Origin of the sequence: Pseudomonas sp. MPB03 (assembly GCF_046605385.1) — a bacterium.
Classification (GTDB): domain Bacteria; phylum Pseudomonadota; class Gammaproteobacteria; order Pseudomonadales; family Pseudomonadaceae; genus Aquipseudomonas; species Aquipseudomonas zanjanensis.
The window spans coordinates 3,534,007-3,558,760 of the sequence record NZ_CP176770.1 but is presented as its reverse complement, the minus strand read 5'-3'; the positions used below and the strand labels follow the sequence as shown (position 1 = coordinate 3,558,760).

The 24,754-nt window shown below is 65.6% G+C and carries 18 protein-coding genes; 6 read left to right on the top strand and 12 right to left on the bottom strand.

What is annotated here, in order from left to right; translation table 11 throughout:
* Window positions 1-69: 69 nt before the first annotated feature.
* From ACLH0I_RS15735 to ACLH0I_RS15710, 6 genes are all read left to right on the top strand, one after another.
* Window positions 70-774 carry a heavy metal response regulator transcription factor gene (locus tag ACLH0I_RS15735; protein WP_250963838.1) on the top strand — a complete coding sequence of 235 codons (705 nt, stop codon included), beginning with the start codon at window positions 70-72 and terminating at the stop codon, window positions 772-774.
* Window positions 774-2,153, top strand: a complete 1,380-nt coding sequence (locus ACLH0I_RS15730) for a heavy metal sensor histidine kinase (protein ID WP_411384689.1) — start codon at window positions 774-776, stop codon at window positions 2,151-2,153. The genes ACLH0I_RS15735 and ACLH0I_RS15730 overlap by 1 nt, the downstream gene beginning before the upstream one ends.
* Window positions 2,154-2,531: 378 nt before the next feature.
* Complete coding sequence (locus ACLH0I_RS15725) at window positions 2,532-2,792, top strand: DUF2790 domain-containing protein (protein WP_250963836.1); 261 nt, start codon at window positions 2,532-2,534, stop codon at window positions 2,790-2,792.
* A 45-nt stretch (window positions 2,793-2,837) separates the two neighbouring features.
* Window positions 2,838-3,893, top strand: coding sequence for an oxidoreductase (locus tag ACLH0I_RS15720; RefSeq protein ID WP_250963835.1), 1,056 nt, complete (start codon window positions 2,838-2,840; stop codon window positions 3,891-3,893).
* A gap of 67 nt (window positions 3,894-3,960) precedes the next feature.
* The gene (locus ACLH0I_RS15715; protein ID WP_411384688.1) at window positions 3,961-5,349 is read left to right on the top strand and encodes an NTP/NDP exchange transporter; all 1,389 of its coding nucleotides are present in this window, start codon (window positions 3,961-3,963) and stop codon (window positions 5,347-5,349) included.
* Window positions 5,350-5,354: 5 nt separating this feature from the next.
* Entirely contained in the window at window positions 5,355-5,855 is a 501-nt protein-coding gene (locus tag ACLH0I_RS15710; RefSeq protein WP_250963833.1) for a lipocalin-like domain-containing protein, read from the top strand.
* Between the two features lie 210 nt (window positions 5,856-6,065).
* Here the strand turns inward: ACLH0I_RS15710 and ACLH0I_RS15705 are convergent, their stop codons facing one another.
* From ACLH0I_RS15705 to ACLH0I_RS15650, 12 genes are read right to left on the bottom strand one after another with little or no spacing between them, the layout of a single operon-like run.
* Entirely contained in the window at window positions 6,066-7,427 is a 1,362-nt protein-coding gene (locus ACLH0I_RS15705) for an isochorismate synthase (RefSeq protein ID WP_411384687.1), read from the bottom strand.
* Window positions 7,424-7,732 carry an isochorismate lyase gene (locus ACLH0I_RS15700; RefSeq protein WP_411384686.1) on the bottom strand — a complete coding sequence of 103 codons (309 nt, stop codon included), beginning with the start codon at window positions 7,730-7,732 and terminating at the stop codon, window positions 7,424-7,426. The genes ACLH0I_RS15705 and ACLH0I_RS15700 overlap by 4 nt, the downstream gene beginning before the upstream one ends.
* A complete protein-coding gene (locus tag ACLH0I_RS15695; protein ID WP_411384685.1) occupies window positions 7,729-8,487 on the bottom strand; it encodes a thioesterase II family protein in 759 nt (252 codons plus the stop codon). Before ACLH0I_RS15695 ends, ACLH0I_RS15700 begins: the two co-directional genes overlap by 4 nt.
* The gene (locus ACLH0I_RS15690; RefSeq protein ID WP_411384684.1) at window positions 8,484-10,082 is read right to left on the bottom strand and encodes a (2,3-dihydroxybenzoyl)adenylate synthase; all 1,599 of its coding nucleotides are present in this window, start codon (window positions 10,080-10,082) and stop codon (window positions 8,484-8,486) included. Before ACLH0I_RS15690 ends, ACLH0I_RS15695 begins: the two co-directional genes overlap by 4 nt.
* Entirely contained in the window at window positions 10,075-10,794 is a 720-nt protein-coding gene (locus tag ACLH0I_RS15685; RefSeq protein ID WP_250963828.1) for a VOC family protein, read from the bottom strand. Before ACLH0I_RS15685 ends, ACLH0I_RS15690 begins: the two co-directional genes overlap by 8 nt.
* Window positions 10,791-11,936, bottom strand: a complete 1,146-nt coding sequence (locus tag ACLH0I_RS15680; protein ID WP_411384683.1) for a Gfo/Idh/MocA family oxidoreductase — start codon at window positions 11,934-11,936, stop codon at window positions 10,791-10,793. Before ACLH0I_RS15680 ends, ACLH0I_RS15685 begins: the two co-directional genes overlap by 4 nt.
* Window positions 11,933-13,645, bottom strand: coding sequence for a class I SAM-dependent methyltransferase (locus tag ACLH0I_RS15675; protein WP_411384682.1), 1,713 nt, complete (start codon window positions 13,643-13,645; stop codon window positions 11,933-11,935). The genes ACLH0I_RS15680 and ACLH0I_RS15675 overlap by 4 nt, the downstream gene beginning before the upstream one ends.
* Entirely contained in the window at window positions 13,645-14,676 is a 1,032-nt protein-coding gene (locus ACLH0I_RS15670; protein WP_411384681.1) for a class I SAM-dependent methyltransferase, read from the bottom strand. Before ACLH0I_RS15670 ends, ACLH0I_RS15675 begins: the two co-directional genes overlap by 1 nt.
* Entirely contained in the window at window positions 14,673-15,776 is a 1,104-nt protein-coding gene (locus ACLH0I_RS15665) for a saccharopine dehydrogenase NADP-binding domain-containing protein (protein ID WP_411384680.1), read from the bottom strand. The genes ACLH0I_RS15670 and ACLH0I_RS15665 overlap by 4 nt, the downstream gene beginning before the upstream one ends.
* On the bottom strand, window positions 15,770-17,515 hold the full coding sequence (locus ACLH0I_RS15660) for an ABC transporter ATP-binding protein (protein WP_411384679.1): 1,746 nt from the start codon (window positions 17,513-17,515) through the stop codon (window positions 15,770-15,772). The genes ACLH0I_RS15665 and ACLH0I_RS15660 overlap by 7 nt, the downstream gene beginning before the upstream one ends.
* A complete protein-coding gene (locus ACLH0I_RS15655; RefSeq protein ID WP_411384678.1) occupies window positions 17,512-19,251 on the bottom strand; it encodes an ABC transporter ATP-binding protein in 1,740 nt (579 codons plus the stop codon). The genes ACLH0I_RS15660 and ACLH0I_RS15655 overlap by 4 nt, the downstream gene beginning before the upstream one ends.
* Window positions 19,248-24,722 carry an amino acid adenylation domain-containing protein gene (locus tag ACLH0I_RS15650; RefSeq protein ID WP_411384677.1) on the bottom strand — a complete coding sequence of 1,825 codons (5,475 nt, stop codon included), beginning with the start codon at window positions 24,720-24,722 and terminating at the stop codon, window positions 19,248-19,250. Before ACLH0I_RS15650 ends, ACLH0I_RS15655 begins: the two co-directional genes overlap by 4 nt.
* Window positions 24,723-24,754: the final 32 nt, after the last annotated feature.

Below are 24,754 nucleotides of genomic sequence, written 5' to 3'. Positions count from 1 at the left end.
CGTCAGCCTCCAGACACCTTCACTGCCTAGACTCACTGGGTTGCCTTGCTTCCGTAGAGGAGTCACCTGATGCGCCTGCTCATTGTCGAGGATGAAGAAAAAACCTCCTCCTACGTCCATCGTGGCTTGACCGAGCTCGGCTACATCGTCGACGTTGCCACTAATGGCATCGATGGCCTGCATTACGCGCTGGAATGGGATTACGACGTGGTGATCCTGGATGTGATGCTGCCGGGCAAGGACGGCTACGACGTGCTGCAAGGGCTGCGCCTGCACAAGAAAACCCCAGTCATCATGTTGTCCGCCAGGGGAACCGTGGATGACCGCATTCGAGGGTTACGCGAGGGCGCCGATGATTACCTGGGCAAACCATTTTCATTTGCCGAACTGGTCGCGCGCGTCCAGGCCTTGATCCGTCGCCGCGCCGGTGACACGGCCGACCTGACGCATTTGCGCATCGACGATCTGGAGGTCGACCTGCAAGCACGCAAGGTGACCCGGGGTGGGCTGAGGCTGGACCTGACGGCCAAGGAGTTCTGTCTGTTGAGCCTGTTGGCGCGACATCAGGGCGAGATTCTGTCCAAGCTGATGATTGCCGAGCAGGTCTGGGACATGAATTTCGACAGCGACGCCAATGTGGTGGAGGTCGCGATCAAGCGCGTGCGCGCCAAGGTGGACGCGCCGTATCCGCGCAAGCTGCTGCATACCGTCCGCGGCATGGGGTATGTGCTGGAAAGCCGGGAAGAACCTGGCAGGCAAAGTGGTGCGTCGTGATGAAGATTTCCATCGCCAAGCGGCTGGCCCTGATGTTTGCCCTCGCTGTCCTGCTGATCATGTCGATCAGCGCGACACTGCTGCGTTCGTCCTTGAAGCAATCGCTCGATGAACAGATGCAAAACGAACTGGTCCTGCGCCATTCGGTGCTGGACCCGGTGCTGGCGAAATACGATTCGCCGACGTTCTGGGTCGGCTTGCGCCAGAAGCTCGACGGCCTGACGCCCGCGGATGAACGGGTCCGTTATTGGATTCTGGTGGATAACCCGGCCTTCAGCTATGGCGGGGCGATGCCGGACGGCCAGGATTGGTCCAAGCGCGCCGATGGACTCTTCAGCCTCCAATTGCCTGGGCGAGAGCGTGAGTGCCCCATGATGGTTTTGCTCAAGACCATTCCCGCCATGGGCAATCGCCCGGAACTGCGCTTCATCGTGGGGTTGGACTCGACGCCGTTCAGGAAGACCCTGAACCATTTCACCAAGATACTGATCCTGACTTCGGCGTTGGGCATCGGCCTGGTTGCGCTGCTCGGTTACTGGATCGCGCGTTTTGGCCTCGGGCCGGTGCGGCGCTTGAGCCGTCAGGCCAATAGCTTGCCGCCGGGGGATTCGAAGCAGCGGCTGGACACTGAGGCGTTGCCCGCGGAGTTGCAGGAATTGGCGGTGTCGTTCAACGGCGCCCTGGCGCGCCAGGAAACGGCGTGGTGTCAGCTCGAAGGGTTCAACGCCAATGTCGCCCACGAGTTGCGCACACCCCTGACCAACCTGATCGGCCAGACCCAGGTGGCCTTGGCCCATGGACGAGATGTGGGGGAGCTCCAGGACCTGCTGCAATCGAACCTCGAAGAGCTGGAACGGATGGGCGGCATCGTCAACGACATGCTGTTCCTCGCCGGGGCGGAAAGCGGGCAGCGGGCCACCGAACTCAGTGATGTCTCGCTGTATGAAGAGGCGTCGAAGACGGTGGAGTACCTGGAGCCGGTGCTGCACGACAAACAACTGAGCGTGGAGATCCAAGGCGACATGCGTGTGTGCATCGACCGACGCCTTTTTCACCGTTCCCTGGCCAACCTGATACAGAACGCGGCGCGCTACGCGGTGCCGACCAGCATCATCACCGTGAGCCTGGTCAGCCACGGCATGCAGGTCGAGGTGAGCGTTTCCAATGCCGGGGAGCCTATCGACACGGTGCACCTGGAGCGTTTGTTCGAGCGTTTCTATCGCGCCGACGCCGCCCGGGCGCGAAGCGATGCGCACCATGGCCTGGGCCTTTCCATCGTGCGAGCGGTGGCGTCCATGCACGGCGGGCGTGTGTTCGCCCACAGCGAAAATGGCTTCAATACCTTCGGCTTTTCCTTGATGAACCAGGCGGCGCCTTAGTCGTCGCCCCCCGCGAGTAAAAGCCCGCTCGCGTTTGCAATGCTGTTCTCTTAAGGCAATCGACAAACCCGTGGCGAGGGAGCTTGCTCCCGCTGGGCTCTGTAGGAGCTGGCGAAGGCTCGGGCCGCGTTCGGACGATCTTTTGATCTTTCGCTTGAGGTTCAAGTGTCTGGAAAAAGATCGCAGCCTCGCTCCGCTCGACAGCTCCTACAGGCCGAGCGGGAGCAATCTCTGGCCACAGGTCCATCATTTTTCTTAAGTGAACAGCATTGCGCCCGCGTTGACATCTTCCCGTCAGCCAGCAGTCACCTTGACGTCAGTCGCCCCCTCCTAGAGTGCTACGACCATCCCAACGAGGACCGTGTCGTGGAGCCCACTATGAATATTCGAAACCTGTCGATTGCCGGCCTGCTGGCCGTCATCTCCTTGAGCGGCTCGCCGCTGCTCGCCAAAGAACAAACGCAGATTCCGGCCTACGAATATGGCATGCCGCTGGACATCGCCAGGGTCATCCATATCGAGGAGGCGACATCGCCGGTGTGCGAGGTCGTGCAAGCCAAGATGACCTATTTGAACAGCCAAGGCATCAAGAAGCACGTCAGCTTTCTGCAGTTGGCCGAGGCGTGCTCCAAACAGTGACCGTCCGGCGATGCCGGTTCATTTCTTCAGAAAGGGACTATCACCATGTGGAATAACACAACAACACCCACCCTCGGCCGCGTGAGTGACAAGGGCCGGCTGGCGAGACGGGCGAGAACCCTTGCCGCCGGCATCGCGCTGCTCGCTTCAGTGAGTGTCGAGGCGTCCGATCGCGTAGCACCGAAACCGGACTGGTCGACCCATGACATGCCGTCCCAGAAAGGCCGGATTGTCCTGGTCACCGGCGGCACCAGTGGCATGGGCTACGAGGACGCGCTGGCGTTGGCACGTGCCGGCGCCGAGGTCATCATCGCCGCGCGCAACCCGGAGCGCGGCGCCCAGGCCATCGCGCGTATCCGTGAGTCCGTACCCGACGCCAAGGTGCAGTTCGAGAACGTGGACCTGGCCGATCTTTCATCGGTGCGCGACCTGGCCCAGCGTCTCAATCAGCGGCTGCCGCGCCTCGACGTGTTGATCAACAACGCCGCCGTCATGGCGCCGCCCGAGCGGGGCACGTCCGCCGATGGCTTTGAGCTTCAGTTGGCCACCAACTACCTGGGGCATTTCGCACTGACCGGCCTGCTGGTGCCGCTCTTGCGTCAAAGCCAGGATGCCCGCGTGGTGAGCCTGTCCAGCATTGCTGCGACCCGGGGCACGATGAACCTCGATGACCTGCAGAGCGAGCAGAAATACGACCCGTACGCGGCCTACGCGCAATCGAAACTGGCGGTCCTGCACTGGGCCTTTGCCTTGCAGCGGCGCAGTGACGCTGAAAACTGGGGCATTCGCAGCATCGCGGCGCACCCCGGCGTGGCGGTCACCGAGTTGGTCGAACGCGGTCCTGGCCTGGACAGCGAGTTCGGTCGGCGCTGGGCCAAGGACCGCGACGCCTACCACTCAGCGGCACAAGGGGCGTTGCCGACGTTGTACGCCGCCACGGCTGCGCAAGCCGTGGGCGGAGCGTATTACGGCCCGACCGGAGACGCTGAAAGACGCGGTCCGTTGGGCTTCGCCAAGACGCCACCCGCCGCAAGTGCGCAGGCGGATGCCGAGCGGCTCTGGGCCGTCTCCGAGCGCCTCACCGGCGTGACCTATCGCTGATGCAACCCTGGGCGCGGGCGTCCGTCCCGCGCTTGACCTTTCTTATTGCCGTCTCCCTGGAGTCCCTATGAGTGCGCCTTCCTATTTGCACCGGCTGAGTCTCGCCCTCAACGCCCGCGACGGTGAGTTGCGTCCGGCGCTGTGCGGGTTCCTGCTGTTCCTTTGCCTCTTCACCGGTTACTTCATGCTGCGCCCAATCCGTGAATCGATGGGCATCGCGGCGGGAGTGGAGAACTTGCAATGGCTGTTTACCGCGACCTTCCTGGTCATGCTGGCGGCCGTGCCGTTGTTCGCCTGGCTCAGTTCCCGAGTACCGCGCCTGCGCCTGATCGACTGGGTGTACGGCTTCTTCGGCTTCAACCTGCTGATGTTCGTCGAGCTGTTCCAGTTCCAGCCGGACAGCGTCTGGCTGGCCCGGGTCTTTTATGTCTGGATCTCGGTCTATAACTTGTTCGTCGTCTCCGTGGCCTGGAGCCTGATGGCGGATGTATTCGACAGCGAGCAGGCCAAGCGTCTGTTTGCCTTCATCGCCGCAGGCGCCAGCGTCGGCGGCCTGTTGGGGCCGGCCCTGAGCGCGTTGCTCATCGGTGCGCTCGGCGCTTCGGGGTTGATGTTTCTGGCGGCCTTGTTGCTCGGCGTCACGCTGGTGTTGAAACGGGCGTTGATGGCATGGCGCGAAAAGGGCGGGGCTGGCCGTGTTGGCGCCGCGCCGACGCAAAATCCCCGGCAGCCCTTGCAGGGCAACCCGTTCAGCGGTTTGACGGCCGTGCTCGGGTCGCCTTACCTGTTGGGCATTGCCGGGTTTGTCGTGTTGTTGGCGACGGTCAGCACTTTTCTCTATTTCGAGCAGGCGCGCCTGGTGGCCGAGCATTATCCGGATCGCGAAGCGCAAGTGCGCATCTTCGGCACCATCGACATCGTCGTGCAGGCCGGGGCGTTGCTGTTCCAGCTGTTCATCACCGGCCGTATCGCGCCGAAGCTGGGGGTGCGCGCCTTGCTGGCCATCGTGCCGCTGCTGATGTGCATCGGCTTCCTGGGCCTGGCGTTGGCGCCGGGGTTCGCGCTGCTGGTGGCGCTGATGATCGTGCGGCGGATCGGCGAGTACGCGTTCGTCCGACCGGGCCGGGAAATGCTGTTCGCGCCACTGGATGCCGAGAGTAAATACAAGGCCAAGAACTTCATCGACACCGTGGTCTATCGCGCGGGTGACGCCATGAGCGGCTGGATCAAGAGTCTGCTTGACCTGCTGGGGCAAGGCGCCGGCCCGGTCGCTGTGGTGGGCGCGGGTTGCGCGTTGCTGTGGGGCTACTTGGGTTGGCAACTGGGACGACAGGCCGATTATGCCGCTTCCAGGGAACAGCGCTTGGCGGTCATCGCGGCCAGGGATAAAGACCGAGCCGACCAGGAGGAATCCCACTCTATTGTCCATGGCGTTGTTGCGGCGAGTGAAAGGTGATGCGGATGAGTGTGAAAGATAAGGTACTGGCAGTCGGTGCGATCGTTGCCTTATCGGCATGCTCCAGCGTGTTTACGGGCAAAGAAAACGCTTTGGTCGGGACATGGCGCATGGTCAGTGCAACCGTTGAGAGCCAGGGCAGCAAGGCCGATGCTTACGGCCCCGACCCTCATGGCTGGCTCGTCTTCACCCCAGAACTGACGTTTGTCGAAGTGCTCACTGACCCCCGCGTGCCGGTGTTTCGTTCCAATGTGCGTGGTGAAGGCACCGATGAGGAAAACCGGGCAGCGATGGCGGGGAGCATCGGTTTCTTCGGGCGATATACCGTCGACCAGAACGGTGATTTCTCAGGCAACATTGTCAAAGGGTCTACGTTCCCGAACTGGGTGGGCGCTGTGCGTACCCGGGATGACCTGCAGTTGAAGGTCGACGGCGACCGGATGGTGGAAGACTTTCGCCGTCCCGATGGGGCGAAGGTGCACATCGTCTTTGAGCGTGTACGGTAACGCTGTTCACTTAAGGCAATCGACAAACCCGTGGCCAGGGATTGCTCCCGCTGGGCCTGTAGGCGCTGTCGAGCGAAGCGAGGCTGCGATCTTTCCCCCGGCACTTGAGTCTCAAGGGAAAGATCAAAATCAAAAGATCGCAGGCTTCGCCAGCTCCTACGGAACCCAGCGGGAGCAATCTCTGGCCACCGGTTCATCATTGGCTCGCCGTTAGCGTGGAGCGAGGTGCAAGGCCTGCTCCATGCTCGCTAGTTTGATTTGGGTTTCCTCGTACTCATCGGCCGGTCGAGACCCCTGGACAATCCCGCAGCCTGCGAACAAGTGGCAATGCAAAGGCGTCATCAGTGCCGAACGCAGGGCCACCAGGAAATCGCCGTTGCCCCGGGAGTCCAGCCAACCCACGGGCGCGGCGTACCAGCCGCGGTCGAAGCCCTCGTGCCGGCGAATGAAGCCCATGGCCGTCGCCCCTGGCAAACCTCCAACCGCTGGGGTGGGGTGCAAGGCCTGGATGCCGTCCAGCAAACTACACCCCTCCACTAGCCGGGCGCTGATCGGGCTGCTCAGATGCTGCACCGTGGCCAGTTTCAGCAGTTCGGGTCGGGTGGCCGCTTGCAGGTCGCTGACGATGCCACTCAAGCCTTGCAGGATGGTCTGCACCACCAATTGATGTTCATGCAGTTCCTTGGGATTCGCCAACAAGCCTGCGCCCACTTGCTGGTCTTCCTCGGGCGTTGGGGCGCGGCGCGCGCTACCGGCGAGGGCATGGGTGCTCAGGTGGCCTTCCCGACAACTGAGCAGCCGCTCCGGGGTGGCCCCCATGAAACAGCTGCCTGCGCGGTGCAAGGCGAACAGATGGGATGAGTTGCGCCGCTCGTGCAGCCGGCGCATGACGGCGCCGCTATCGAGGGCGGCGTCCAGCTGATATTCAATATGGCGGGCGAGCACCACTTTGCTCAGCTCGCCGCTGTCGATGGCCTGCAAGGCGTTGGCGACCTTGGCTTGCCACTGGGGCGCGGGCAATGCAGTGCGTTCGATCACCTCCGGGTGCGATGCGAGCGAGCGTGGCGACGCGAAAAGCTGTTGGTGCGTGGCCAGGCTGGCGCGCGCCAATGCGGCCGGATCGCTGCCGGGGTCCACCACGCACTGGCAACGCAGCCAGCGGCCGTCACTGTCTTCGCTGAGCAGCCATTGGGCCAGGTGAAAGCTGGCATCGGCGAACGGCGCCCAATGCGGCGCGCAAGGTTGTTGCGTGTCGAAACGCATGCCGCCCAGCAGCAGCGGTGGATGGGGGCCGTCGATCACCGCGTCGGCACACAGCGCGAACCATTGGCGGTTCACCTCGGCCAATCGCTGGGGGCCCGTGGCTTCGATCTGCCAGGCGCAGCCCAGACCGAACAGAGCCAGGTCCGGCGAGTGAGCACGCCAGAAAAAGCCCTGCCGGTGCGTTTCGTAAAGCGCCAACGGATCAAGGTTCGGTGCGGGGCGCGAACTCACGGCGACAACGGGCCGCTGATGCTTCAGGGCGAGCTGGTGCGCAGCTTCGAACACACTCATTAAGGCTGCTTCGTTCATACGGCCGCGCTCTTTTTTTGCAGCCAGAACGCCGTTTGTTCCGCGATGTACCAGTGGATGACCTGATTGAACAGACCCTCGACGAATTCACCGTCCAGCCCGGCCTCCTGCGCCCACTGCCGGCGCTGTGGCAACATCGCCGCGACGCGGTCCGGTGCGGCGATACTGGCCTGGTCGGGTTTGAACGACGAGGCCGCCTTGACGTACTGCATGCGCAGCCCCAGGGCATCGATGATCTGCCGGTCGAGGGTGTCGATGGCGTGGCGAATGTCCGGCAGGCCGGTGCAGTGTTCCGGGGTTTTCATACCGAGTCTCCTTGAAGGTAGGCCGTGCGTTGCAGCACGTGATGGATCACGGGGCGCGGCTGTTGCTTGAGGTAAAAATGATCGCCGTCGAACTGGCGGATATCCGGGGTGTGTTCGCTCAGGTCCGCCCAGGCCCGGGCCTGGTCAAGGCTGACATCGGTGTCGGCCCGGGCCAGCAGTACGTCGATGGGCGCCGCCAAACGATCAAGCCGCGCCGGTTGCCAGGTTTCGATGGCCTGGTAATCGCTGCGCAGGGTCGGCAGGAACAACCCGCGCAGTTGCGGGTTGCCCCATAGGCTCGTGGCCTCGGCGTCCTGGCGCAGGATGTCGGCTATCAGCGCGGCATCGTCCTGGCGGTGCAGGTCACTGACTGGTTGCCGATGCGGGGGCGGGTGGGCCGAGACAAACACATGCTCGGCACCGACGCCTGCCGCCTCCAACTGCACACCGACGGCGTAGGCCAGCGCCGCGCCCATGCTGTGGCCAAACAGCCACAGCGGGCGGGAGGGCAAACTCAACAGGGCCTGGCTAATGTGTTCAGCCAGGCGGGCCAGGCAGGCAATACGCGTCTCATTGAACCGTTCTTCTCGTCCGGGATATTGCACGGCCAGCAAGTCGATATCCCCTGGCAGGTGCGTCAGCCAAGGACGGAAGAAACTCGCGCTGCCTCCGGCGTGGGGCAGGCACACCAGGCGGGCCCGGGGTTGGTCGCCCTGACGCAGCACGCGTAACCACGGTGACATTTCGCTGCTCATAAGGCCTGCACCTGTTCCGCCAGGGCCTTGCGGTTGACCTTGCCCAGGCGCGTCAGCGGGAACTCGCGCAGCACCTGCAAGCGGTCCGGCAGTTTGTAGGCGGCCAGTCCACGCTCGCGCAGCCAGGCGTTGATCGTGCCCAGTTCGACCTGTTCGCCATGGGCCAGCACACAGGCGCAACTGCGCTCACCCAGCAGCTCATCGGCCAAGGCCACCAGGGCGACATCGCGAATCAACGGATGGCCCAGCAACAGATTCTCGATTTCCTCCACCGGAATTTTCTCGCCGCCGCGATTGATCACATCCTTGGTCCGCCCCTCGACGATCAAATGGCCCTCGGGCAAACGCCGCACCAGATCGCCGCTGCGGTAGAAACCGTCGGCGGTGAAGGCGCGCAGATTCTGTTCGGCGGCGTTGTAGTAACCGCGAATGGTGTAGGGGCCGCGCACCAGCAGTTCGCCCACGGCGCCTGGGGCGACCGGCACGTCATCGGCGTCGACGATGCGGATCTCATCGTTGGCGGTGAGCGGCAGGCCCTGGGTTTCGAAGATGCGTGCTTGTGGGTCATCCAGCGGCGTGAAGCACAGCAACCCTTCGGCCATGCCGTAGACCTGTTGCAGGCCACAGCCCAGGGCCGGGCCGATACGCGCGGCGATCTCGGCCTTGAGCCGCGCGCCACCGACCTGTAACCATTGCAGGCTGCTCAGGTCGTGTTCGGACCATTGCGCCATCTCCAGCCACAGCAGGACCAGCGGCGGGATCAACGCGGTGTGGGTGATGCGTTCGCCTTCGATCAGTTCGAAGGTCGTGTCCGGGCTGGGCTCCGGCGCCAGCACGAGGGTGGCGCCGACACCGAACACCCCGAATGCGCCGGGTGAGGCCAAGGGGAAGTTATGGGCCACGGGCAACGCCGCCAGATAGCGGGTGTGGCTGTCGAAGCCGCAGGCGCGGGCTGCCAGGCGCGCGTTGCAGGCATAGTCGTCATGAGTGCGCGGGATCAGCTTGGGCAGGCCAGTGGTGCCTCCTGACAGTAGCAGCACGGCGACTTCCCGTGAGTCTGGCGCGGGCAGCGGACGAGAGTCGGCAACGCACTCGCCCAGCGCGACGAATTCCTCGGCCGCCCCGACCACAAAGACCTGTTGCAGGCTCGGTGCTTGTTTACACAGGGCCCGTGCCAGCGGTCGATAGTCGAAGCCCAGGTGCCGATCGACGATCACATAGGCCACGGCCTGGCTCAGTTGGGCCAAGTGGACCAGTTCATGTTCGCGATGGGCGGGCAGGGCGAACACCGGAATCACGCCCAGGCGCAACAGGGCGAACGTCAGGCTGAAAAATTCAGCGATGTTGGGCAGTTGCACCAATACCCGTTGGCCAGCGCGCAGGCCTCGGTCGGCGAGCCCGGCGGCCAAGCGGTCGGCCTGCAGATCGAGCTCGGCGTAACGCCAACGTCGATGGCCATCCACCAGCGCCTCTTTGTGCGGCGTGCGCAGCGCCTGCTCGCGCAACAGCTGGCCCAGGGGCACGCCTTGCCAATAACCGTGTTCGCGATAGCGGCGAATGAAGTCGTCGGGCCAGTCGGTGCATCCATCAAGCATGGCAATCTCCTTGAACGGTCGGGCAACCCAGTAAACGGGCGCCGTGCAGAATCAGCGGGTGCGCCAGGCCGGCGATTCGCACCGCCTGTACGCCGGTGTATTCGGCCGCCTGGATACGCAGCAACGGGTCGTCGCCGGTCAGCAAGCTGAGGGCGGTGTGGTCGGCGGGATGGACGCCCATGTGGATTGCCGCCAGGCCCGTGGCGCCGTTGGGGTGAATCATTTGGGGCGGATGCTGGGCCGGCTCATAGGGCGTGACCAGGAAGGGCAGGCGGTCGTGGCGTGGATAGACGAAACGAAATCGGGTCTGGCGGCCATCCACGCAGGTACGCCGCCAGCTCACCGTGCGACCCATGGCCACGCCGCAGCCCGCCAGGCCCTTGAGGCGCAGCGCCAGGGCCGGGGTGTCGCACAGCAGCGCCAGGTCGCAGAACCCTTCGCCCTGGGCGGCCCAGCGCAACATCCGCCGCCCGGCGCCACGGCCGGCCAGGCAGTCGATGGGCCACTTGAACAGCCAGGCGTGACGCGGTGTGGTGAGCAACTCGATGATCGGCCCCTGGCTGAACCAGATGTGCGCGTGTTGCGCGCGCGCCTCGGCAGTGGCGTAGGTGACTTCGAAACCGGCGGCGCGAAAATTCGCCACGGCCTGGTGCAAGTCGCGCACCCACAGCAACACGTGGCTGCAATTGGACAAAGGTTGGGCAGTGTTCAAAACGGCAGCGCTCCGAGCAGTTGGGCGGTGTCGTCACCGCAAGGGGGTTGCACGGCGTCGACCAGCGCCTGGAGTTCGGCCAGGGGCAGCGCGCGGGGCACGGGTGGCTCGATCAAGGTGGGCATGCCGATCAGGTTGTTCATTTCGCGCCAGGCCATGGACACCTCGGTGGCCCAGACGCCGCTGTGCAGGCGCCGCGAAGGTTCGTCGATGTCGCGGCATAACGCGTCCAAGGCGACGCTGACCGCGTCGGGCCAGACCTGGTTGAACACCTGCCGGTAGCTCAGGGGTACCTGCGGATCGAGCAGCACCATCGTTGGCCCGGCCAGCCGTTCGCTGCCGGGGCCGGCCATGATCAGTCGGTCAGTGCTGTCCCTCGGTGCGTGCAGGCGCGGATTCCACAGCACAGGGCCGTGGGTGTCGCCCAGGCTCAGCACCCCGGCTTCGCAGCCGACTTCGAGGCGATGCAGCAGGAACGAGTGGTTGTCCGGGTCCTTGGGGTGCACCTGGTTCTGTATTCGCAAGCTGATGGGGACGCCATTGAAACGGGCATCGAGCCGGGTGAACGGATGCTCCCCGAGCGCCGGGGCCGGGGCCGCGAACGACCAGGGCCGTAGGCCACCGGCCAGGCGCCCGAGAATATCCAGCAGCGGGTAGGCGACCTGGCTGTTGCAGGCGGCTTCGATGTACGCCAGCCCCTGTTGATCGCGCAGGTAGGCGGCCACGGCGAGAAAGCGCCGGATCGCCAGGATATTCGGGTACAGCGTGTTCACCGCATAGGCGGCCTGGCCCTGGCGCGCGGCCTGCATGCACGCAGCGATTTCGCGGTGGTGCACCGGGTGTTCCTGCAATACGTGGATGCCGCGGCGCAGGAACTGTTGGGCCAAGTCACCGCCAGCGCCCCCGGTTGCCCCGGAGCGCACCACCACGCAGGCGATATCGACCTCATCCGGCACCTGTTCGACGGTCTCGTACAGCGCCACCCCGTAATGCTCGGCGCACGCTTTCGAGTAGGCGTTGCCGCGGGACAGGATGCCCACCAGTTGGTAGCGATCGTGGGCGCGGGCCAGGGCTTGCAGGTAGATGCGGCCGAACGCGGTGCCGGCCACGATCACGCGTTTGCGCGCAGGGGCGCTGTTCATGGGCAAGTCTCCGGGAGGCGAGCCCACTGGGCCAGCGTAGGGTCGTCGGGCAATTGGTCGAGTAGTTCAAGACCCAAGACCGGCTCTTCAAGGTGCGCGGCCAGTGCCGCGCGGCTCAGGCGATGGGTGGGTACCTGGGCGACGAAGACGCGATGGCCCAGGCGCGCCAGTGGGTGTCCGACGGCGGGCAGGCTGCGCTTGCCGTGGAATCCGCTCCTGGCCAGCGCGGTTTGCCACTGGGTGAGGTTCAGGAAGGTGGTGCTGCTGACCTGACGTTCATCGTCGGCCTGGTTGAGCATGAAGGCCTGGGAGGCCATCACCCAGAATTCCTCTTGCGTGGGTTCGCTGAATACCAGCCAGCCGCCTGGCTTGAGCAGGACGAGCAGGTTCGCCAGGGAGCGCTCGGTATCGCGAGCGGCATTGAGCACGCCTCCGGCGATGATCAGGTCCCACTCCTGGCTGCGGTAACCCTGGGCCAGGGCAGGGCGGTCGATGTCGAACACGCCGTGGCGAACCCACGGCCAGTCTTGCAGGCGCTCGGCGGCCTGCTCGCTGAAATAGCGCGACACGTCGGTGCACAGGTAGTCCACCGCAGCATCGGCCAAGGCCGGCAACACCGCCTGGGTGGTGGACCCGGTGCCGGCACCGACTTCGAGCACGCGCAACGGCACATCGGCGCTCTGGCGTGCGGCCCAGGCGCCAACCCAATGGGCTACGGCGCGATGCTGGTACTGGGCCGCCAGGCTTTCGCGGTACAACGCTGCCGCGCGTTCGGTGCGCCCCTCGGGAAACAACAGGTGCACCGCCGCGCAGTCGCCGCGCATCAGCGCCGGTAATTGACGGGCATTGTCCCGTGCATAGTCGAGGGTGCCGCTGCCGCCGGTGTTGCGCGCCCAGTCCAGGGTCAGTTGCGTCCAGATGCCTTCGAGGGCTTCGTCGCTCCAGGCGCTGGTGTCGAGGGTCGGGTGCAGGCGGGTGCCTTGGCGGCGCAACAGACCTTGCCCCTGCAACACGTCCAGCCAGCGCGCGATCAACGGCCGATGACCCGGCGCGATGCCCCCATGGGCCAGCCCCTGGGCGACATCGTTCAACGGGGCGGGCAACAGACCACAATGGTCCAGGCCGTTGAGCATCGACAGCAACGCGGCGTGGCCCAGCCGATCATTGAGCCGTACCGCTTCGACGAGTTGCTCGCTGGAAAACTGCAGGTCGAGGGCCGCTTCGGTCGCATCGAGGTGGTCCTCGACCCAGGCGGCCTCGCAAGGGTGAGGCACGGCGAACAAGGTCTGGCCGTGCAGCGCGACACTGCTCACGTCGGGATGCCCAAGGGCCCGCTCACGCCAACGTTGATGTTCGAACTTGACGCTGGCCAGGTCGCGCCATTCGCCGAGGGCATCCGTAAACCCCTGGACGCCGCAATTGAGCTGTGCCGCCGCCCGCTCGGCCAGCTGCCAGTCGCCCGGTTGCGCCGTGATGAACAGCACCTGTTCCAGGTAGCTCAGGTCGGTCAATGGCAACGCGGGGAAGTCCAGCAGCCGTTCCAGCTGTTCGGCGTTCATGACCGCCACGGCGGGGCGTTGGCGTTCGATCACCGCCAACAGGCGTGCCGGGGAGCGCTGATGTATGCCCAGGTCCGTCAGGGCCGGTAAATGCCAGGGAAATGCGCCGGCGGGTAGCTCGATCAGCAGGATGTCAACGTGCAGCGTCATCATGAAACTCCTACGGCGTGAAACAAACGTTGCCCGGCGGCCGCCAGCGGGTCGGTGGCCGCGGGCCAAACTTCGAGTAATTGGAAACCCTGGGCCTGCAAGGCCTGGCGCCATGCATCAGGCGGGATGAACACTTCATCGGCACTGCGCAACGGCGCACCGGCGGGCGGCGACAGCAGCAGGTGCATGAAGGTCAGCATCGCCGGGTTGTCCGCGATGGACTCACTGAACAACAAGCTCCCGCCGTCCCGCAGGCAGGCGCGTATCCGCCCGAGGCTGCGGGGCAAGTCACGGGCGTTGTGCAGGACGTTGCCAGCGACCACCAGGTCCTGGCTGCGGGCCTCGATGCCTTGCTCGGCGAAGTCCCGGTCCAGGTCGAGCAAACCGACGTGCATCCCCGGTTCCAGGCGAAACTCACGCTGGACCGCCCCGGTGAAAAGCGAACTGATGTCGGTAAAGCGATAGTCCTTTTCGCGCGCATGCAATGCTGCCAGCACGGCGCGGGTGGTGCAGGCCGCGCCACCGCCCAACTCCAGCACCCGCAGTACATCGCCGAGGGCACGGACTTCGCTTGCCCGTGCGGCGAGGGCTTGATTGATCGCCGCGGTGAAGTGGTTGCGCTGGTAGGCGCCCAGCACCGCGACGGGGTCACCCGATTGCACCAACAACGGTGCCAGGGCGAGTTGGTCGCGCAGCAGGTCGGGCAGGCACTCGATGACCTGGCGGTGCAGGGGCGCCATGCTGGCCGGGAAGCCCAGTTCGGCGTACAGCCCGGGCAAGTTTTCGACCGCGGCCGGGGGTGGCGTGCCTTGCCAGGCGAGGCGTCCGGCGTCTTCGCGCAGCGCACCGGCGCGGGTCAGCGCCGCCAGCCAGCGCCGCACGATCCAGGCATGGCGGGGCGCCGTGCCCAAGGCCTGGTTGATCTGATCGGCGCTGCGCCAGACTTGCACCGGCAAAGCCTGGGTGTGCAGCAACACCTGGGCCATCCCCCCCAGGCTCACGTGTTCGAGTTCATTCAGGGCGCTGTTCATAGGCAACCTTCTTCAACGGTGTGCAGGTGATCGAGCGGGCCGGGCAGCAGATTCAGGGCACGGATCGCCGAGGTGCGTTGCAGGCGTTCAAGGCTGGCGGCGGGTGGCAACACCTGGGCGGCGTAATGGCAGCCAGTGCTGATCTCACCGTTCGCCACGCTGACCACCGTGGCGGCGGCCATTGCTCCGGTCAGCGACGCGTTGCCTGTGCCGCTGAGCACCAGGCTGCGGGTGCGTGCCTGCCCGTCCCACACCCCGTCGAGTTGCAGCAGCAACGTGACGAAAGGGGCCTGGCCACTGAGGTCCAGCCGGCTGGCCTCGCACAACCGCTGCACCGCATCGGCGCGCGGCAGGCTGTGGGCCAGGTCCAGCGTCTTGAGCACATGTCCATCGGTGATCACGTTGAACCAATGGCCGACGTCCAGGCGCAGGTCCATGGCCAGGCATTCGCCTTCCCGATTCAAATAGGGCAGCAAGTGAACCTGGCCGGGGAAACACGGCAGCAGCACATCCCGGCTGCGGCGCAGCGCGCGGCTGCAACGGCCGTTGCGCCAGGCCGCCAGGGGTTCGCTGGTGCCGTCCACCGCCCCTTGCAGGAAGTCGTCCGCGGCCACGGCGGTGAATTGGTCACGCAGGCCGAAATAGCTGGTCAGTCCCTGGACTCCAGAGAAGGCCTGCTGGGCCAGCCAACGGGGCAGCAAGCCGGTAAGCCCTGGTTGCAGACCGGCTCCGAGGACGGCGCAACGGTGGTGCCACTGGCTCGGCTCAAGTGTCACCTCACCGGCGGCATCCACGTAGTGCGCATCGGTTTGCAACGCCGCCCGGGCGGCCCGATCTTCCAATCGCCAAGAAGGACCGGCGCAGTTGAGCATTACGTCGCAGCCATGGGCGAACCCGGCCAGGGCAGCCGCATCATTGAAGTCCACCGCGGTCCAGTGCAGGCGCGCGTCGGGCCATTGCTGCTGGAGCGATGCCAGGCAGCGGGCCCCGTTGCGGGCGTCACGCCCGCCCAGGCGCAGTTCGTTCACGCCCAAGCTCAACAGCGCCCGAGCGCTGGCCAGACCGACATCGCCACTGGCACCCAGCACCCCGATCAGCATGGCTGGGCCTGCGCATTCAGGCGCCAGCCGCCGGCACGTTGGCGATCACGCCAGAACCCGGCGTAACGCCCATCGAGGGCCAGCAGTTGCGAGTGAGTGCCTGATTCCACCAGGCGGCCCTGGTCCAGCACCAGAATCTGCTCGGCGGCCATGATGGTCGGCAGGCGATGGGCGATGACCAATACGGTCGAGCTTTGCTTCAGGCTACGAATCGCCGCTTGTACAAAGGCTTCGTTCTGGGGATCCAGGGCGGCAGTGGCTTCATCCAGCAGCACGATTGGGGCGCGCTTGAGCAAGGCCCTGGCCAGGGACACCCGCTGGCGTTCCCCGCCGGACAGTGAAGCGCCGCCTTCTCCCACCGGGGTGCGCCAGCCCTGGGGCAGGCGCGCGACGATTTCATCGACGCCGGCCAGTCGCGCCGCTTCAGCCACCTGCTGCGCACTGGCGTCCGGCCTGCCGACACGGATGTTGGCTTCGAGGCTGTCGTCGAACAGGTAGACGTCCTGCATCACCAGCGACAATTGCGCCATCAACGCTTCGTTGGACAGTTCGCGCACATCGACGCCGCCGACCTTGACCCTGCCTTCGATCGCATCGAAAAACCGCATGAGCAGGCGCGTGACGGTGGTCTTGCCCGAGCCCGAGGCGCCGACAATCGCCGTCATCGAATGGGCCGGTGCAGTGAAGCTCAGGTCGCGCAGCACCGTCGGGCCGCTGGCGTAGGCGAAGCTGACGTGTTCGAAGGCAAAGCTGCCGGGGGCGGTCAACGGCTGACTGACAGTGGGTTGCGGCAATGGCGACTCGCGCAGGATGCCGACCAGTTGCTCCAGGTCATTACCGGCCATGCGCAGCAGGCCGCTGCGCGCCGCTGCCTCGGCCAGTGGCCCGACAAAACGGGCCGCCAGGGCCAGCAACGCGACCAGTTGAATGGCGTCGATGTCACCGCGAACGGCCAGGGCGACGCCCACACCCACCAGCAGCGCAAAGGCCAATTGCACGGTCAGGCCGCCGGCCAGCAGTTTGGGAAAGGTCTGGGCCAACATCGAACCACCGGCCTGTTTCTGCGCCAGGTTGGCTGCCTGCAAGGGCGCGTAGCCATCCTGGGTCCGGCCAAAGGCGCGCAGCACTTGCTGGTAGCGGGCGAACTCGACCACGCGGTTACCGGCCACGGTCGCGGCGGCTTCGACCCGGGCGTCGTTATTGCCGATGGCGGCAGCGGACCAGTGGTGGGTGAAGTAGATCAGCGGCGCGCACAGCACCGCGGTCAGGCCCAGGCGCCAGTCGAAGATGAACAAGGTCAGCGCGACTGTGGCCGGCACCACCACTCCGGACACCACCGGCCCCAGGTAATGGGCGAACAGGCCGGTGACCATCAACGTGCCGCTGGTGGCACTGCGCGACAGGCGGCCGATTTTTTCCGAATTGAACCAGCCCAGGGGCAGGCTGGCCAGGTGTTGGCCGAGGCGATCATGTAGGGTGGTCAGCACCACCAGCGCCAGGGCAAAGCCCTTCATCGCCTGCTGGTAATGGGCGATGCAGGTCAGCACGGCCATCGCCGCCAGGCCGGCCAGCCAAGCCAGCGCCGTGGCTGGATCACCGGCAAACAGCGCGCGCAGGATCGGCACCAGGAAAGCCACGGCCAGGCCTTGCAGCACGGCGCTGGTCACCAGCCACGCGAGGTATCGGTAAAGGCGGGCGGCATGCGCCGGCCCCAGTAACGTGACAAGACTGCGGATCACAGGGACATCTCCAACTCGGGGACGGAGTGCTTGGCGCCGGCGCGCCACAGCTGGGCATAGGCGCCGTTGGCTTGGAGCAGGGATTCATGGCGACCGCTTTCAAGCACGCGGCCCTGATTGAGGACGACGATCTGGTCCACGCCGCTGATGCTGGCCAGGCGGTGGGCGATCACCAGCACCGTACGGCCCCGGGCCAGGGCCGACAGGGCGTCCTGGATCAACGCTTCGGATTCGGGGTCGGCGTGGGAAGTGGCCTCGTCGAGGATCAGCACCGGCGTGTCGGCCAGCAGCGTGCGGGCGATGGACAGGCGTTGCGCTTCACCGCCAGAGAAAATCGCATCCTCGCCGATCACCGACTGATAGCCACGGGGCAGGGCCTCGATGCGCAGGTGAATCTGCGCCGAGCGGGCCGCCATCTCCACCTCCGCGTCGCTGGCCTCGGGGCGGCCCAGGCGCAGGTTGTCGGCCACCGTCCCATGCACCAGTTGCGCGTCCTGCAAGACGAAACCGACCTGCCGATACAGCTGGCGCGGATCAATGTCCCGCACATCGACGCCGCCCACCCGCACGCAGCCAGCCTTGACGTCGTGAAAGCGCGGCACCAGTTTGGCCAGGGTCGACTTGCCCGCACCGGACGCACCGACCAGGGCGGTCACGCTGCCAGCCGGACAGTGCAGGTCGACACCGTTGAGGATCGGGTGCTCGGGGTCGTAGCCGAACTGCACATGTTCAAAGGTGATGTCACTGCCCTGGGGCTGCTGGCCGACTTTCGGCGCGGGCAGTTCTTCGACCTTGAGCAGTACTTCGATGCGGTCGGCGGCCGCCAGGGCGGTGCGTTGGGCGGTCAGGCTTTGATTGATCACCAACAGCGACTGCGGAATCACCACCGCCACCAAGGTCTCGGCGAACAATTGCAGCGGCGTGATCCAGCCTTTGGCCAACAGCAAGGTGCCCACCCCCAGGCTCACCAGCAGAATCACCGGGACGCTCAAGGCCATCGAGGAAAACGCCTCCAGGCGCAGCAGCGGTCTGACCCAACCGGCGTATTGCTCGCTGAACTGGTTGACCGCCTGCTGATAGCTGCGATGGGCCTGGCCCACCTGGCCGAACGCCTTGACCACGGCAATGCCATGGACAAACTCGACGATGGCGGCGCTGACCCGGCTCATGCTCTTGTCCAGCAACTGCATTTTCGCGCCGAAGCCGCGCATCATCAGGGCGTAGGCCAGCGCATACACCGGCAAGGTCAGTACCGCCAGCAGCGCCAGGCGCCAGTTCAGCGTGACCAGCCACACCAGCCCCGCCACGGGCATGACGATGGCCGCGGTACGTTCCACCGCGTGGTGGGCGACCAGGTGATGCAGGTCTTCCAGATCGTCCTGCACCACTTTGCGCACCGCGCCCGAGGTGGTGTCGGTGTACCAGCCCAGGGGCACGCGTCCCAGTTTGCGCACCATGGCTTCGCGCAGGCTGGCTTGCAGGCGGTGGTCCGCCAGGTGGGTCAACCACAGGGCCACGCCGTTGGCCACCCAGCCCAGGCTCAAGGCGATCACCACCAGCGCCGCCCAGCGCCACAAGGCTTGAGTGTCGACGCCACCGGCCAGCAGCAACCGGCCCAGCTCGGTCAGGCCGATGAAGGGCACCAGGTTGACCAGTGCGCCGACCGCGGCAAACGCTACGCCTAAGTGAATCAGGCGGTTGACCGGACGTTTCAGGGTATCCAGAGCGGCGGTCATGAGTTTTTCCGTAGGGCGTCCAGCAGGTGCGCGGTGACGGTGTGGACGTGAGGCGGTTCGATCACGCTGAAGTGATTGCCCGGCACATCGATCAAGTCGAATCGTCCCAGGCACGTGTCTTCCCAGAACGGTGCCGCCAGGTGGCCAACGCCGCCGGTGATGCCGAACGATTGCTGCTCCAGGCAGCGCAGGTAGGTCATGTTGCCGAGGAACGGCGGCGGGTCGAACCGTGCCGCGCGCATGCTGTGGCGGCAGACGCGGAACAACGTCGGCACCAGCTCCGGGCCGATGGGCACCCCGGCCTGGCCCGACGCCAGGCGCGCATATTCGGCCAGGCGTTGTTCCTGGCTGCGCGCCGATTGTTGTCTCACCGCCAGCGCCAGGGCTTCAAGGCCCGGGTCGCCGCTCAAGGAAGCCATGGCCCCGGCGGGCACGCGGCGATTGTCACGGGCCATCAGCAGATCGATGGCGCGGTACACGTCATAGTCTTCGATGTGCGGGCCGAACACGGTTTTCACCGGATCCAGGTTCAGGTTGGGCACGAAGATCGCCTCGTAGGCCAGCTCTTCGTCGGTGTCGATGAACATCGGAATGCTGTCGATCAGGCTCAGGTCCACCACGTCCATGCCGCGTTCGAGCAGACGCCGGGCGACCTCGGTGGCGAGCAGCCCGCCCAGGCAGTAACCAATCAGCTGGAAGCGCTGGTGACCGTCGGCGATCAAGCGTTCTGCGTAATCCTGGGCCACGCTTTCGATCAGGCGCTTGGGCTCCAGGGCCAGGTAACGCTCGGTGTCGGCCACGGCAAAGCCGATCACCGGGCCGGCCTGTTGCTCGGCCAGGGCGCGCCCCAAATGCTGGAAGTAATCCAAGGTGCCGAGGGCGGCGTGGAACATCACCCGCACCGGGCCGACCTCGCCACCGCCAAACGGCACCACCAACGCATTGCTGCTGGAGGCACGCTGGGCTTCGCCGCCCGCCGCCGTGGGCACTGGCGCGGCTTCGCCGTGGTTGAGCAGGCGCGCCAGGGCGGTGACATTCGGCTCGTTGAGCATCTGCCGCAGCAGCGTGTCGTAACTCAAGGCCTGGGCCTGGGGCAGTTGTTCACGCAGTTGACCGGCGACACGGGCGAGGATCAGTGAATCGGCGCCTTTTTCGTAGAAGCTGTCGTCGACGCCAATTTGCGTCAATCCCAAGGCCTCGGCCCACAGCCGGCACAGCTCGGCGGTGAGGGGATCGGTCGGCGTCGCCTGGCCCGCGGACACGTGGGCATCAACGGCGGGGCGCAAGCCGGCCAGGGTCTTGCGGTCGACCTTGCCATTGGCGGTCAGTGGCAAGCGGTCGAGCACTTGCAGGTGCGCCGGCAGCATGTATTCCGGCAAGCGCTGGGCCAGGGCGCGGCGCAGGCTGTCGACGTCCAGGCGCTGGAACCCGGCCTTGAAACGGGCGGCGAACACCTGCATGCCGAGGGCCGCCAGCGGGTGATCGGCCTGGGGCAGGGCGGGCAGGCATTCACCGCCCAACGCCTGGATTCGCGCCTGCCAGGTCTGTGCGTCGCGTAGACCGCTACGGCCCAGGTCGTGGTCGTCGTTGACCGGGGTCATCATGAAGCCCTGGGTCAACAGGATCGGCGGCCATTCGCCGGTGGGTTCGCTGAACACCAACCAGCCCCCGGGGCTGAGCAGCTCGGTGATTTGGCCGAGGGCTTTGTCGATGTCCTTGACGCTGTTGAGCATGCCGGCACACAACACGACATCGACGCTGTTGCTGGCCAGCCCTTGGGGGCGGATGTCCTGCTCAATATCGAGCACGCCGTAGCGCACCCAGGCGTGCTCGGCAAACCGTTGCTTGGCCGCCGGCAAGAAAAAAGCGGTCATGTCGGTGAACAGGTAATCGACGTCCAGGCCATCGAGCAGGCCGATCACTGGCGCGCTGGTGGCCCCGGTGCCGGCGCCGATCTCCAGGATGCGCAGCGGCCCGTCGCCTTCATGGTGGGTGGCGAGGCGGTTGATCAGGGCCGCGATGCTGTGATTGTTGTAGCGCGAGACGGCGTCCCCGCCGTACAGCTGCAATGCCAGATCCTGTTGGCCTTGGGGAAACAGCAGGTCGAACGGGTTGACCTCGCCCTTGAGCAACGGCGGCAATTGCCAGACGTGGTTGAGTTGATAGTCGAACAGCGCCTGGCTGCACAGCCCCGAGGCGACGGCCTGTTCCACCCGGCCCCAGGCCAGCGCCGGCTCGGGTGCCGGTTGCGCCAGGCGATAGCGCGATTGTTCGAGTTGCAGCAGGCCCGCCTCGCACAGCGCGCCCAACCAGCGGCGCACCAGCCAGTGATGGCGCGGCTGTGCCTGCAACGCGTGGAGAATGGCCGGGGCATCGGGTTCAGCCAGCTCGCCGCTGAACAAGCCGGCCTTGAGCATCACCTCCAGCATCGAACTCAACGCCGCGGCACTCAGGTCTGCCTGGTATTCGCCAACCTGTTGGGCGTCAAAGGCGCCGACCTGGTTGTCGGCATAACGATTGATCGTCGTGAGCAAGGACGCGTCCGGCAACGGTGTTGGCGATGTCCGCGCGGCAGTGACAAAGGCCAGCAGGCTGCGCTCCCCGGTGGCTTCGCCGGTGACCAGGCTGATTGCGTTGTCCACGCCGGGGATGGCGAGCAATGCAGCGTCGATTTCACCCAGTTCAACGCGATGCCCACGGATTTTCACCTGGCCGTCTTCACGGCCGAGGAACTCCAGTTCGCCGCCGGGCAGGTAGCGACCCCGATCGCCGGTGCGATACAGGCGCTGGCCATCCACGGGATGGGCGAAGAACCGCGCGTCGCTCAGTGCCTGGTCGCCAAGGTAACCGTTGGCCAGGCCGACCCCTGTGATGTACAGGTCGCCAGGCACCCAGGTCGGGGCGTCGCGCCATTGGCTGTCGAGCACGCGAAAGCCCTGGTTGGCCAAGGGCAGGCCATAGGGAATGCTGCGCCAGGCCGGGTCAATCTCGTCGATCGGGTGCAGGTTGGACCAGATCGAGGCTTCGGTCGCGCCACCGAGACCCACCAGGGCCAGGCCGGGCAAGAGTTGTTGGAGTTGCGGCGGCAGGTTCAGCGGGATCCAGTCACCGGACAACAACGCCAGGCGCAGGCTGTCCAGTGGCCGGGGCTCGGCATGCAGGTAGTGGGCGAGCATGTGCAGTTGCGCAGGCACCGAGTTCCACAGCGTCACCTGATGCCGCTGCACCAGTTCGGCCCAGTGCGACGGGTCGGCGCCGCGTGCCGGGTCGGGCAGCACCAGCGCGCCGCCCACGGCGAGGGGGCCGAAGAGGTCGTACACCGACAGGTCGAAACTCAACTGTGCCAACCCCAGCACGCGATCCTTGGCGTTGACGTGAAAACGCCGGTTGATGTCTTGCACGGTATTGAGGGCTGCGCGATGGCTGATCATCACGCCTTTGGGGTCGCCCGTGGAACCAGAGGTGAAAATTACGTAGGCGAGGTCATCGGGGTTACTGTCAACCGCTTGGAAGTCGGCCGCTGCTGGCGCCAGACAATCCACCGCATGCCAGTGCAACCCATCGGGCAGCGGCGTATCGGGCAGGCTCTGGGACTGGCCAAGTACATGACGCACCTGGGCGCTGCGCAGCACGCGGTCGCGGCGGGCGGCCGGGGCATTGCTATCGAGTGGCAGGTAGGCGGCCCCGGCAAGTAATACACCGTAGGCCGCCACGACCTGGTCGAGGCCTTTGGGCATGAGGATCGCCACCGGTTCCTGGGCGCCGCAACCGGCCTGGCACAGGGTGGCAGCGACGGCCAACGCGCGCTCGACGAGCGCGGCATAGGTCAGGCTGCCGTTGGCATCGATCACCGCCAACGCTTGCGGATGTGCCTTGGCCATGGCCAGCAGACCGTCGTGCAAGCGACCGGTGGGCAGCGGCGCGGCGGTGGCATTCGCCGCCAGGCGCTCTCGCTGTTGCCAGGCCGGCAGCGGCACCTGCATGGGTTGTTCCCAGGCGGCCGGGTCCAGGGCCAATCGCTGCAACTGCGCCAGGAACGCCTGCTGCATGTCGTTGACCAAGCCGTCGGGGAACACGCCTTGGCGCACGTCCCAATGGATGTGCAAACCATGACGGTCATCCATCACCTGGCAGTCGAGGGTGACTTGCGGGGTCTGGGTAATGCCGTGGCCCACCCGGCGCTGGCTGGCCGCCAGGGGTTCGATCGCCAGGCCGATGGCGCTGGTGAACACCACCGGCATGGCCGCGGCTTCACGGCCACGCCGACGGCCGATTTCACGCATCACTTCAATGCCGGAAAACAGCCGGTGCTCCAGGTCGGCGAACAGTTGGCTGCCCAGTTGCCGGGCCTGCCGGGTGAAGTCCTGGCCTTGAGGATCGTTGACCTGGAGCAGGCTCACGGAGGTGAAGTCCCCCACCAGCCGATCCACTTGCGGGTGCAGTGGCAAGCGGTTGAGCAGCGTCAGGTTGAGGCTGAAGGCAGGGCGCTGGCTCCAGCGTTGCAAGGTTCCGACGTAGGCGGCGAGGACCGCAATGGAAGGGGTCAGGCCGCGTTCGTTGGCGGCTTTTTTCAGGGCGTTCCATGGCTGCTGATCGAGCTGGGCCGAATGCCGCTGGAAGCGCGGCGGGGCCGTGTCTTCACCGCTCAGGGGCGCCGGCAGTTGCGGCGCGGCGGGCAAGTCATCGACGCGCCCCAGCCAATACTCACGGTCGCGTTGGTGGCGGCTGCCTTCGAGCAAGCCACGCTCCGCCAGCAGGTAGTCGCGGAAGGTGATGTCCAGGGGCGGCAGGGGGGCCTGGGGATCGTCCAGCAACTGTTCCAACTCGTTGAACAGCAACTGTGCGCTGGCCCAGTCGGCAATCAGCGAATCCATGGAGAAATGCAGGGTGTCGCCGCTGTCGCTGCGGCTCATGCGCAATTCGAACAGCGGCCATTGATCGGTGGGGTAGAGCTTCTGCTCCATGGCCTGGCGGATCTGTTGCACGCCGTGCCGGTGCTGTTCAGCCGTGACGCCGCGCAAGTCCGCGACGGCCAGCGAGTAGTGGGCAACATTGACCAGGACGCATTGGGAACCCTCGCTGGCGATCACCGCGCGCAGCATGTCGTGACGCTCGATCAGACGGTTCCACGCCTGTTCCACCCCCTGCGGATCGAGCCGCGGCCAACTCAGTTCCAGATAACCGTGGCAGGCGACGTTGCCGTAGCCAAAGGAAGATTGGCGGCCCAGGAGGTAGGCGTTCTGCACGTCGGTGAGCGGGAAGGGCGCGTGGTGGTTCGCCGGGTCAGCCTGTACCAGTGGCCGTTCCTGTGTTTCGAGCAGGTGCAGGATCTGTTCTTTGTGCTCACGCAGTTGTGCCAGGCGCTCGGTATTGAGCAGGCCTTGGGGGGCGCGGAATTTCAGTTGTCCGTCCTGGGGCCAGAGTTCGACGCCCAGGGACTTGAGTTCACTTAGCAGTTTGGCGGCGGGCATGGGTACAGCTCCTGGAGAAAAGAGGGGTTGTG

Coding starts and splice junctions, on each gene's coding strand:
- ACLH0I_RS15735 (WP_250963838.1), top strand. CDS start 70: ATGCGCCTGCTCATTGTCGAGGATGAAGAAAAAACCTCCTCCTACGTC.
- ACLH0I_RS15730 (WP_411384689.1), top strand. CDS start 774: ATGAAGATTTCCATCGCCAAGCGGCTGGCCCTGATGTTTGCCCTCGCT.
- ACLH0I_RS15725 (WP_250963836.1), top strand. CDS start 2,532: ATGAATATTCGAAACCTGTCGATTGCCGGCCTGCTGGCCGTCATCTCC.
- ACLH0I_RS15720 (WP_250963835.1), top strand. CDS start 2,838: ATGTGGAATAACACAACAACACCCACCCTCGGCCGCGTGAGTGACAAG.
- ACLH0I_RS15715 (WP_411384688.1), top strand. CDS start 3,961: ATGAGTGCGCCTTCCTATTTGCACCGGCTGAGTCTCGCCCTCAACGCC.
- ACLH0I_RS15710 (WP_250963833.1), top strand. CDS start 5,355: ATGAGTGTGAAAGATAAGGTACTGGCAGTCGGTGCGATCGTTGCCTTA.
- ACLH0I_RS15705 (WP_411384687.1), bottom strand. CDS start 7,427: ATGAACGAAGCAGCCTTAATGAGTGTGTTCGAAGCTGCGCACCAGCTC.
- ACLH0I_RS15700 (WP_411384686.1), bottom strand. CDS start 7,732: ATGAAAACCCCGGAACACTGCACCGGCCTGCCGGACATTCGCCACGCC.
- ACLH0I_RS15695 (WP_411384685.1), bottom strand. CDS start 8,487: ATGAGCAGCGAAATGTCACCGTGGTTACGCGTGCTGCGTCAGGGCGAC.
- ACLH0I_RS15690 (WP_411384684.1), bottom strand. CDS start 10,082: ATGCTTGATGGATGCACCGACTGGCCCGACGACTTCATTCGCCGCTAT.
- ACLH0I_RS15680 (WP_411384683.1), bottom strand. CDS start 11,936: ATGAACAGCGCCCCTGCGCGCAAACGCGTGATCGTGGCCGGCACCGCG.
- ACLH0I_RS15675 (WP_411384682.1), bottom strand. CDS start 13,645: ATGACGCTGCACGTTGACATCCTGCTGATCGAGCTACCCGCCGGCGCA.
- ACLH0I_RS15670 (WP_411384681.1), bottom strand. CDS start 14,676: ATGAACAGCGCCCTGAATGAACTCGAACACGTGAGCCTGGGGGGGATG.
- ACLH0I_RS15665 (WP_411384680.1), bottom strand. CDS start 15,776: ATGCTGATCGGGGTGCTGGGTGCCAGTGGCGATGTCGGTCTGGCCAGC.
- ACLH0I_RS15655 (WP_411384678.1), bottom strand. CDS start 19,251: ATGACCGCCGCTCTGGATACCCTGAAACGTCCGGTCAACCGCCTGATT.
- ACLH0I_RS15650 (WP_411384677.1), bottom strand. CDS start 24,722: ATGCCCGCCGCCAAACTGCTAAGTGAACTCAAGTCCCTGGGCGTCGAA.